General features: G+C 58.8%; 11 protein-coding genes and 1 pseudogene. 9 read left to right on the top strand and 3 right to left on the bottom strand.

The features are described 5' to 3' along the window. Positions 1–17: 17 nt before the first annotated feature. A complete protein-coding gene (gene prmB, locus PMI36_RS00965; RefSeq protein WP_008076358.1) occupies positions 18–926 on the top strand; it encodes a 50S ribosomal protein L3 N(5)-glutamine methyltransferase in 909 nt (302 codons plus the stop codon). Positions 927–1052: 126 nt separating this feature from the next. On the opposite strand, the gene PMI36_RS00960 is transcribed toward prmB, so the two are convergent. Both PMI36_RS00960 and PMI36_RS00955 read right to left on the bottom strand, forming a co-directional pair. After that, on the bottom strand, positions 1053–1844 hold the full coding sequence (locus PMI36_RS00960; protein WP_008076359.1) for a hypothetical protein: 792 nt from the start codon (positions 1842–1844) through the stop codon (positions 1053–1055). A 153-nt stretch (positions 1845–1997) separates the two neighbouring features. After that, entirely contained in the window at positions 1998–2996 is a 999-nt protein-coding gene (locus tag PMI36_RS00955) for an alpha/beta hydrolase (protein ID WP_008076360.1), read from the bottom strand. Positions 2997–3094: 98 nt separating this feature from the next. Here PMI36_RS00955 and aroC point away from each other — a divergent pair, with 98 nt between their 5' ends. From aroC to PMI36_RS00940, 4 genes and pseudogenes are all read left to right on the top strand, one after another. Continuing rightward, a complete protein-coding gene (gene aroC, locus PMI36_RS00950; RefSeq protein ID WP_008076361.1) occupies positions 3095–4186 on the top strand; it encodes a chorismate synthase in 1092 nt (363 codons plus the stop codon). Between the two features lie 81 nt (positions 4187–4267). Next, entirely contained in the window at positions 4268–5413 is a 1146-nt protein-coding gene (locus PMI36_RS00945) for an MFS transporter (protein WP_008076362.1), read from the top strand. 35 nt (positions 5414–5448) lie between these two features. Next, positions 5449–5553: pseudogene (locus PMI36_RS31800) on the top strand (hypothetical protein); the annotation flags it as partial. A gap of 20 nt (positions 5554–5573) precedes the next feature. Further along, complete coding sequence (locus PMI36_RS00940) at positions 5574–6119, top strand: 1,2-dihydroxy-3-keto-5-methylthiopentene dioxygenase (protein WP_008076365.1); 546 nt, start codon at positions 5574–5576, stop codon at positions 6117–6119. A gap of 235 nt (positions 6120–6354) precedes the next feature. On the opposite strand, the gene PMI36_RS00935 is transcribed toward PMI36_RS00940, so the two are convergent. Then, entirely contained in the window at positions 6355–6633 is a 279-nt protein-coding gene (locus PMI36_RS00935; protein WP_007898807.1) for a DUF3509 domain-containing protein, read from the bottom strand. 354 nt (positions 6634–6987) lie between these two features. On the opposite strand from PMI36_RS00935, the gene PMI36_RS00930 reads away from it, so the two are divergent. From PMI36_RS00930 to PMI36_RS00915, 4 genes are all read left to right on the top strand, one after another. Further along, positions 6988–8826: a long-chain-acyl-CoA synthetase gene (locus PMI36_RS00930; RefSeq protein WP_008076368.1), complete on the top strand. Its 1839-nt coding sequence runs from the start codon at positions 6988–6990 to the stop codon at positions 8824–8826. A gap of 97 nt (positions 8827–8923) precedes the next feature. Then, positions 8924–9442 carry an ankyrin repeat domain-containing protein gene (locus tag PMI36_RS00925; RefSeq protein WP_008076369.1) on the top strand — a complete coding sequence of 173 codons (519 nt, stop codon included), beginning with the start codon at positions 8924–8926 and terminating at the stop codon, positions 9440–9442. A 208-nt stretch (positions 9443–9650) separates the two neighbouring features. After that, positions 9651–10181 (top strand): hypothetical protein, encoded by a 531-nt coding sequence (locus PMI36_RS00920; protein ID WP_008076371.1) that lies wholly within the window; start codon positions 9651–9653, stop codon positions 10179–10181. Positions 10182–10264: 83 nt separating this feature from the next. Beyond that, the gene (locus PMI36_RS00915; protein WP_008076373.1) at positions 10265–10456 is read left to right on the top strand and encodes a PLDc N-terminal domain-containing protein; all 192 of its coding nucleotides are present in this window, start codon (positions 10265–10267) and stop codon (positions 10454–10456) included. Positions 10457–10572 lie beyond the last annotated feature (116 nt).

Genomic DNA, 10572 nt, shown 5'->3' on the forward strand with positions numbered 1-10572 from the left:
TTTCTGGAGTTTGCCCCGTGATCACTTCCCGACTTCGTACCCTGCGTGACCATATCCGTTGGGCCGTCAGCCGCTTCCATGGGGAGGATCTGTTTTTCGGCCATGGGACCGACAACGCCTGGGACGAAGCCCGTCAACTGGTGTTGGGTGCGCTGCACTTGCCGTGGGAAATCGCCGATAGCTACCTCGACTGCAATCTGGAAGAGGACGAACTGGTCAACTTGCAGCGCCTGCTCAAACGTCGCATCGAAGAGCGCATTCCGACCGCTTACCTACTGGGTGAAGCCTGGTTCTGCGGTATGTCGTTCATTGTCGACGAACGCGTGCTGATCCCGCGTTCGCCAATTGGCGAGCTGATCGAAAAGCGTTTCGAACCGTGGCTCGGCGCCGAGCCTGCGCGCATTCTAGACCTGTGCACCGGTTCCGGTTGCATCGGCATCGCCTGTGCTTATGAGTTCCAGAACGCCGAAGTGGTACTGGCCGATCTGTCGTTCGAAGCGCTGGAAGTGGCGAACCAGAACATCGAGCGCCACGGTGTCGATGAGCGGGTGTTCACCGTTCAGGGCGATGGTTTTGATGGCTTGCCGGGTCAACGTTTCGACCTGATCGTGTCGAACCCGCCCTACGTCGATGCGGAAGATTTCGCCGACATGCCGCACGAGTATCAGCACGAACCGGAGCTGGGCCTGGCCTGTGGCGATGACGGTTTGAACCTGGTGCGCCGCATGCTCGCCGAAGCGGCGGATCATCTGACCGAGAAAGGTTTGCTGATTGTCGAGGTGGGTAACAGCCAGGTTCACGTCGAGGCGCTGTACCCGGAAGTCGACTTCGCCTGGCTGGAGTTCGAGCGCGGTGGGCATGGAGTGTTCATGCTGACAGCGGAGCAGTGCCGCGATCATCAGGCGCTGTTCGCTTCTCGCGTCTGACTCTAGAAAGCCTTCGCGGGCAAGCCACGCTCCCACAGGTTTTGTGTTGTGTCCTATTGATCTGGCACACACAAAACCTGTGGGAGCGTGGCTTGCCCACGATGGCAGCGCCGCGGTCTCAAGCCTTCAACGGTGCGTAGCAATCCAGATCAACAATCCCGCCTGAAACACCGCAAACGCCACCAGACACGTAATGGTAAAACGCAGCCCGGCGTCTTCGCGTTTGTACTTGCTGACCTTTTCTTCGTGCTTCTTCAGTTTGACTTCCTGTTCCGCCAGGTTCTGCTCGGCTTGTTGGAGCATCTGCGCGGCTTCGAGGATTTCCACCTGCTGCAACTTTTCGCTGTTCCAGTCGCCGAGCAAATCACCGACCGACACCTCTTTAACGCTGCCCTTCAAATGCTGGGCGTCGGCGTAGACCACGTCAAAACCGTGCACCCGCAGAAAGTGATCGCGGCGCAGGCGAGTGTCTTCGTTCAACGCATCCTTGTTGTTCAGGTCAGTACCATCGACGGTGTAGGCGGGCCATCTTTTCTTCGCCCACGTAATGCCCTGAGCGGCCATATAACGTCCGATGCCACGGTTCATCGGCTCGATCTGCAAACCACTTTCCGGGCCGAAATGCACACGTTTGGCAGCGTGATCAACCCAGACATCCAGATGATTCTGTTCTTTGCGCACCCGTTGGCCCGGCAGTTTGATGGCCATGCGCAGCAGGCTGTGTTCCTTGCTATTGCGTTCGGCGTAACCGAATTCGACAAAGCGCAACGGCCGTCCACCGGTGTTGCGGTCGGTTTTCAGCGGCGCCAGGCGGAGCATTTTGTGGTGCTCGACGTGGACGTCCGCCCACGGCAGCTCGACCGCTGGCGGTGCGTCTTTTTCAGCGGTGGTGTCGGGTGAAGTCTGGGTATCAGTCATAACGGCGAGATCCTGTCCAAGCTCTGCTTGCCGCCAGTCATAGCGCTGGCGACAAAGGCTTATCGGCCGTTTTTTTCAGGACTGGAGGGCCAGGGACGTTCTCAACTGGTTTTCACGGCGTGAAAACTGGTTGAGAACGCCTTCTGACAGCGTTTAACGGGTGCGAAGTCCGTCAATAAACTCGAGGATTCGCGCGCCGAGTTCGGCCGCCAGTGGTAATTGCGGATCTTTATAGGAGGCCAATTGCCGCTTCACGTCGTTGGGCACGATGCGCATCACGTGGTTCATGCCTTCGATCAGCGCCAGTTCGGCGTCCGGTTTGGCGGCCTTGAGCGCCTTGGCGTCACCCACGCCGACCTGAATGTCGTTGCTGCCCTGGATGATCAACGCCGGCATTTTCAGTTTGGCGAAGGCCGCTGCCGGGTCCTGGCGAAACAGCGAAATCAGATACGGCTGCACGCTGGGGCGGAAAATCACCTGCAATTGCGGTGGCACGTTGTCGTCGGTGTGGCCGGCCTTGAGGCTGTCGAGCAGTTCATTGCTGCGCAGCATCAAGGGAGGCGGCAGACGATTACTCAACTGCTGGCGCAGTACCTGATCGATCGGTCGGGCGCTGCCGGACAGGGAAATCACCGCCGCGGCATCGATGTTTGGTGCCGCGAGGCTGGCGATCAACGCACCTTCGCTGTGGCCGAGCAAAATCAGTTTGCCAAAGCGCGGATCGGTTTTGAGCTTGTGGCCCCAGGCTTGGGCGTCGGCCACATAGGCCTCCACCGACAGATTACGTTCGTCTGGAGTCGCAGCCAGGCTCGCCGCCACGCCGCGTTTGTCGTAGCGCACGCTGGCGATGTTGTGTTTGGCCAGCACCCAGGCCAGCCGTTTGAGGCTGTCATTGCGTCCGCCGTCGGGGTTGTTTCCGTCACGATCCGTAGGACCGGAGCCGGAAATGATCAGGACAACCGGCACAGGCGTGTCGGACTTGGGCAGCAACAGCGAGCCGAAAAGCTCGCCGCTGCCTGTGTCCAATGTGATGGGACGTTGCAGGACGGTGGCCTGTGCAAAGCCGGTAAACAAGGTAAGGCTCAAGGCTAAAACTCGCAGCATCATCACGCCATCATCGACTCGGTGCCGGTTGGACTCGCAGGCGGCCATAAGGTTCGAGCATAAGGTTCGAGGATGAACTAGTCGGGTAGCCTGCGTATACTGGCGCGCATTACGTATTTTAGTTTCGATTTCACGGAGCGTCCCGCATGTCCGGCAATACCTACGGCAAGCTGTTCACTGTCACCACCGCGGGCGAAAGCCATGGTCCGGCGTTGGTCGCCATTGTCGATGGCTGCCCGCCGGGCCTGGAGATTTCCCTTGAGGATCTGCAGCGCGACCTGGATCGCCGCAAGCCCGGCACCAGCCGCCACACCACCCAGCGCCAGGAAGCCGACGAAGTCGAAATCCTCTCCGGCGTGTTCGAAGGCCGCACCACCGGTTGCGCCATCGGCCTGTTGATCCGCAACACCGACCAGAAGTCCAAGGACTATTCGGCAATCAAGGATCTGTTCCGCCCGGCCCACGCCGACTACACCTACCACCACAAATACGGCGAGCGCGATTACCGCGGCGGCGGTCGCAGTTCGGCCCGTGAAACCGCCATGCGCGTGGCGGCAGGGGCGATTGCGAAAAAGTACCTGGCTACCCAAGGCATCGTCATTCGTGGCTACATGAGCCAGCTCGGCCCGATTGAAATCCCGTTCAAGACCTGGGATTCGGTGGAAGAAAACGCCTTCTTCAGCCCCGACCCGGACAAAGTGCCGGAGCTGGAAGCCTATATGGACCAGTTGCGTCGCGACCAGGATTCGGTCGGCGCGAAAATCACCGTGGTCGCCGAAGGCGTGATGCCGGGCCTCGGCGAGCCGATCTTCGACCGCCTCGACGCCGAACTGGCCCACGCACTGATGAGCATCAACGCGGTCAAGGGCGTTGAGATCGGCGCCGGTTTTGCCAGCATCGCCCAGCGCGGCACCGAACACCGTGATGAAATGACCCCGGAAGGTTTCCTCAGCAACAACGCCGGCGGCATTCTCGGTGGCATCTCGTCCGGTCAGCCGATCGTGGCGCACCTGGCGCTTAAGCCGACATCGAGCATCACCACGCCGGGCCGTTCCATCGACATCCATGGCAACCCGGTTGAGGTCGTCACCAAGGGTCGTCACGACCCGTGCGTCGGCATCCGCGCCACGCCGATTGCCGAAGCGATGATGGCCATCGTATTGATGGATCACCTGCTGCGTCACCGCGGGCAGAACATCGATGTGCGCGTGAGCACTCCGGTGCTGGGTCAGCTTTAATGGCTGACGCAGGGTCTGTACGAAAACTCGTCGCGCAGGCAGTTTTTGTGCAGAGCCTCATAGCCGCCGGGGCCTGACGACGTGACGGCGCTTCCGTACTGGCGGCTTTCCAGTTTCTATCTGTTCTATTTCGCATTGCTCGGTTCGACAGCGCCATTCCTGGCGCTGTACTTCGATCACCTGGGCTTTTCCAGTGCGCGCATTGGCGAACTGGTGGCGATCCCGATGCTGATGCGCTGTGTGGCGCCGAACATCTGGGGCTGGCTCGGTGACTACACCGGGCGACGGCTGGCCATCGTGCGGTTCGGCGCGGTCTGTACGTTGCTGACCTTCTCACTGATTTTCGTCAGCAAAAGCTACGCGTGGCTGGCAATGGTCATGGCCTTGCACGCGTTCTTCTGGCATGCGGTGTTGCCGCAGTTCGAAGTCATTACCCTGGCGCATTTGAATGGCCAAACGTCTCGCTACAGCCAGATTCGTCTGTGGGGTTCCATCGGTTTCATCATCACCGTGGTCGCCCTCGGTCGGATGTTCGAATGGCTTAGCCTGGACATCTATCCGCTGGCACTGGTGCTGATCATGGCCGGGATCGTCGTCAGCAGTTTGTGGGTACCCAACGCGCAACCGGTCCAGAGTGAACGGTTGGCGGGGAAGGGATTCCTCCAGCAATTGCGCAATCCCGGGGTGTTGGCGTTCTACACTTGCGTGGCCCTCATGCAGATGAGTCACGGGCCGTATTACACCTTTCTGACCCTGCACCTTGAGCGACTGGGTTACACCCGTGGCTTGATTGGTATGCTCTGGGCCTTGGGCGTGGTCGCTGAAGTATTAATGTTCCTGGCCATGAGCAAGATTCTGGCGCGCTTCTCGGTGCGCCGGGTGCTGCTGGCGAGTTTCCTGCTGGCGGCTTTGCGTTGGTTGTTGCTCGGTTCGTTTGCTGAATTCCTCTGGGTATTGCTGTTCGCCCAAGTGTTGCACGCCGCAACTTTCGGCAGCTTTCACGCGGCTGCCATCCAGTTCGTGCAACGTAGCTTCGGCGCGCGTCAGCAAGGGCAGGGCCAGGCGTTGTATGCCGCGCTGGCTGGCACCGGGGGCGCATTGGGCGCGTTGTATTCCGGTTACAGCTGGAATGCCCTCGGCGCCACATTGACCTTTAGTATTGCCAGCCTCGCAGCCTTCGCCGCTGCCGTTATCATTGCCACACGTATGCAAGAGGACAGGCCATGAGCCTGGCCTGCGAACATCTCGCCCGGAAATCATCGACGTGGGGCGCGCGCATGAGCGACGCACTGCGACCGATCGAGGCCTTTGAATTTTTGTTCGAGTGCGAGTTGAAGACGCGCTCGCTCTCGAACCATAAAGCATGAACCGTTAAGGAGTTGCCCAGATGAGCAGCCTGTCCGTTTATCACGTCTCCAGCCCTGAAATACCGAACAAAGTCCTGACCCACCTCGAGGACATCGCCTCGACCCTGGCCGAACAGGGCGTGCGCTTTGACCGTTGGCAAACCACAGCGAAAATCCAGCCCGGTGCCAACCAGGAAGAAGTGATCGCCGCGTATCAGGAGCACATCGACAAATTGATGACCGAGCGCGGTTACCTCACTGTCGACGTCGTCAGTTTGAACAGCGATCACCCGCAAAAAGCCGAACTGCGCGCCAGGTTCCTCGATGAACACCGCTACGCTGAAGACGAAGTACGATTTTTCGTCGCTGGCCGTGGCTTGTTCTCCCTGCACATCGGCGATTACGTCTACGCCGTGCTCTGCGAGAAAAACGACCTGATCCTGGTGCCTGCCGGTACGCCGCATTGGTTCGACATGGGCGAGCACCCGCATTTCGTCACCATCCGTCTGTTTAACAACCCCGAAGGCAGGGTGGCCAATTTCACCGGCGATGACATCGCCAGCCGCTTCCCGCGTCTCGAGGACTGAGTAGAGGCCAATCGTTGCTCCGGCCTTCTGCCCTGTAAACCACATAACCTGTAGGAGCAGAGCTTGCTCGCGAAGGCGGAGTGTCAGTCAACGTTAATGTCGCCTGACACTCCGCCTTCGCGAGCAAGCTCTGCTCCTACAAGGGTTGTGCAAAGCCAGAAACAATTCAGGCCGTGAAGCGAAAGCGTTCACGGCCTGTTTGTTTGTAGCGTGTTTATTTATACAACTGCAGGATTTAAACCGAGTGATAGGTCGGCAAGGCGAACCGTTGCTGACTTTGCAGCATGGAGATCTGCGGCAGTTCGCTGGCCTGTTCGGCGACGTCACGACGTATCGCGCTGATCACCCACGACAGCTGATCGCCGGCATGCAATTGCTGGTAGGAAATCGAACGTTTGAAGACTTTGCCGTCCGTACTGCGCAGGGTCAGCAGAATGCCACCGTCAGGCCGTGGCTGGGTGGTCACTTCGAAGTTGGAGAATAGCGACGAAAATTTTTCCTGGATCAGGCTCATGTCTATCAGCTCCGTTTGTGCTTGAAGGGCAACATGGAGAGGTAGTTGCAGTGATTGTGCCAGCCCCTGATTTTTTAAAAATGCATATAAATCAATAGGTTAGTAATTAGGCGTTTTTATGCTTTCGTGCAATCTGCATGAATGGCCATCGTGCATCCTGCATTTTGCGTGGTCGGTCGCGATTCGATGGAACCAATCACGACGCCAGGGTTCCGCTTTTCGATCACCGGTCCAGACGCTTGGGTCGCGGATACAAAACATTGCAAAAACCGCGTGTACAGCTCAAGAACCGCTGACGTATTTTCGGCCTCAAACAACGCCACCCGACAATAAGAAAATCGAACGGGAGCATCAATGAGCCGCACGCTGAACGACACGATTACCTGGGGCATGATGCTCCGCAAGCTGCCTTCCATTGCCAAAGCCATTCCCCGCGTGGTGAAGGGCATGAAAGCCGCCAACGTCAAGGACCCGACCCAACCGTGTGGCCTCGGCTGGAGCTTCGAGCAGGCGACGTTGCGCAACCCCGATGGCCCGGCCTTGCTGCAGGGTGAGGTGATACTCACTTATGCCCAGGTCAATCAGTGGGCCAATCGCATTGCCCATCACCTGATTGCCCAAGGCATCGGCAAGGGCGATGTGGTGGCGATCTTTATCGAGAACCGTCCGGAACTGTTGGTGACGATATTGGCGGTGGCCAAGGTCGGTGCGATCAGCGCCTTGCTCAATACCTCCCAGACCCGCGATACCCTGGCCCATAGCCTGAACCTGGTGGCGCCGGTGGCGATCGTGGTCGGAGAAGAGCTGGTTCCAGCCTTTAATGCGGTACGCGAGCGGGTGTCCATCGACGCTGCACGTACCTGGTTTGTCGCCGATCGCGACACTTATCGCGATCCGGGCAATTCGCCCGATGGCTTCATCAACCTGATGACGGTCAGTGCCCAAGCGTGCAGCGATAACCCCGTCAGCAGCCAGCAGGTTTTTCTCGACGATCCTTGTTTCTACATTTACACCTCGGGCACCACCGGGTTGCCCAAGGCCGGGGTGTTCAAACACGGCCGCTGGATGCGCAGCTCCGCCAGCTTCGGGCTGATTGCCCTGGACATGCAGCCGCAGGACGTCGTCTATTGCACCTTGCCGCTGTACCACGCCACCGGGCTCTGCGTGTGCTGGGGCTCGGCAATCAGCGGGGCGTCGGGGTTTGCCATCCGCCGCAAGTTCAGCGCCAGCCAGTTCTGGAGTGACGTGCGCAAATACCGGGCGACCACCCTCGGTTACGTCGGCGAATTGTGTCGCTACCTGGTGGATCAACCGCGCAGCGTCGACGACAGTCGCCACAGCGTGACGAAGATGATCGGCAATGGTCTGCGCCCCGGCGCGTGGAGCGAGTTCAAGACGCGTTTTGCCGTTGACCATATCTGCGAGCTGTACGCCGCCAGCGACGGCAATATCGGCTTCACCAACATCCTCAACTTCGACAACACCATCGGTTTTTCCCTGATGTCATGGGAACTGGTTGCGTACGACCACGACAGCGGTGCACCCACGCGAGATGCCAAGGGTTTCATGCGCAAAGTGGCCAAGGGCGAGCAGGGTTTGCTGCTGGCGAGGATCGACGACAAGGCGCCGCTGGACGGCTACACCGATCCGCAGAAGACCGCAAAAGTAGTGCTCCACGACGTGTTCAAGAAGGGCGACCGCTACTTCAATACCGGTGACCTGCTGCGCAACATCGGTTTTGGCCACGCGCAGTTTGTCGATCGTTTGGGCGACACCTACCGCTGGAAGGGCGAAAACGTCTCGACCACCGAGGTCGAGAACATCCTCCTGCAACATCCGCAGATCGCCGAAGCCGTGGCTTATGGCGTGGAAATCCACAACACCAACGGGCGTGCCGGGATGGCGGCAATCACGCCGGCTGAATCCCTGGCGACCCTGGACTTCAGCGAGTTGCTGGCTTTCGCCAGACAGCAAATGCCTGCCTATGCGGTGCCACTTTTCCTACGGGTGAAAGTGAAAATGGAAACCACCGGGACCTTCAAATATCAGAAGACCCGACTTAAGGATGAAGCCTTCGACCCGAACAAAACCGGCGATGACCCAATCTACGCCTGGTTGCCGGGCACCCAGACTTACGTGCAAGTCACCGAGCAGGTGCTGGCGGATATTCATGGCGGCAAGTATCGCTATTGAATGTAGCTATGGCCATTCATGAGAAAAAAGAAGTGACAGGTTCCAGACCGCTCGGGAAACTATCGGCTTTTCCGATTGACCGAATGTGGAGTCCCCAATGTCAGACAAAAGCCGCCAGATGACGCCCGAAGAGGCTGCTGAATTTGCCGAACAGGTGTTCAACAAAGCGCGCGAGGGCGATGCGGCCATGATGGCTGCGCTGCTGACCAAGGGCTTGCCACCTAACCTGCGCAACCACAAGGGCGACACCTTGCTGATGCTCGCCGCGTACCACGGCCATGTCGAGACGGTAAAAGTCCTGCTCGAGCACAAGGCCGACCCGGAAATCCGCAATGACAACGGCCAGAGCCCGATTGCCGGCGCGGCATTCAAAGGTGATCTGACGGTGGTCAAGGCGCTGGTTGAAGGTGGCGCGCAAGTGGAAGGTTCGTCCTTCGACGGTCGCACTGCGTTGATGATGGCGGCAATGTTCAACCGCGTCGAAATCGTCGACTACCTGATCAGCAAAGGCGCCGACCCGAAAGCCAAGGATGCCAACGGCGTATCCGCGCTGGACGCGGCCAAAACCATGGGGGCGGTGGATACCACGGCTCAGCTGCAGAAACTCTTGGCCTGACATCTGTAGTGCTGCGGGGCTTTTGTGGCGAGGGGGCTTGCCCCCGTTCGGCTGCGAAGCAGTCGTAAACCCGGCGAATGCGGTCTATCTGAACGACTGCGGTGGCTGATTTTGGGGCTGCTTCGCAACCCAGCGGGAGCAAGCTCCCTCGCCACAAAATGCGTTATCCTTCGCGCCCTCAAATCTCCCTCGCTACAGGATCCACCTCATGAAAGCCGCACTCGTCGAACTCATCAGCAAAATCAGCTCCGGGTGCATGAGCGATGACGAAATCCTGAAAGTCGCTGACGAAGCGGCTCAGGCCTACGCCGATCCAGAAGCTTTTCTGACGGCCAATCCAGACATCAACTACGACGACACCTTCCCGATCCCGTTGGGTGAGTGGGTGGTCGTTGGCAGCTTGCCGGAAACCGTGCTGTTCCAGGCTGACACCTACATGGACCTGTTCGCGCAAATCGTCGCTTCGTTCGGCCCCGGCGTCGATTTCAACATCAAACCCAAGCAACTGGCCAAGACCGAAGCCCTGACGGCGCTCAATCGCATTCAGGTGCAGATGAGCAGCATGAACAAGGAAAACGGCGGTTACACGCTGATGAACTTCAGTCAGCTGCTCGACGATGAGCTGCAAGTGGTGCTGGTCTACGGTAATGACGTGCCACGGGTGCTGGAGTTGTGCGCCGAAGTCGGCATCGCCGCGGCGCCATCCCTGGAAGCCCTGAAAGTCGCGATCCACGTCTGAAGCTGTCCATAACGGTAATAAAACGGAACCCTCGCAAGGCCCGACTATCCTAAGAGGGCATACCACTCTTCGGGAGCGTCACCATGGGTTCCACGTTCAACAGCCTGGTTGGCCTGATTGTTCTTGCCTTGGATATCTGGGCCATCATCAACGTGCTTAAAAGTGGCGCCGAGACCGGGATGAAAATCATCTGGGTGCTATTGATCGTGCTGCTGCCGGTCTTGGGCCTGATCATCTGGGCCATCGCCGGGCCACGAGGCAATGTGCGGATCTGACTGCATCCTCAAGCACAACGCATTTCCCTTGTGGGAGCGGGCTTGCTCGCGAAGACGTCGGCACATTCAGCATCGATGTAACAGACAAACCGCTTTCGCGAGCAAGCCCGCTCCCA

The organism is Pseudomonas sp. GM79, from assembly GCF_000282495.1.
Taxonomy (GTDB): Bacteria; Pseudomonadota; Gammaproteobacteria; order Pseudomonadales; family Pseudomonadaceae; genus Aquipseudomonas.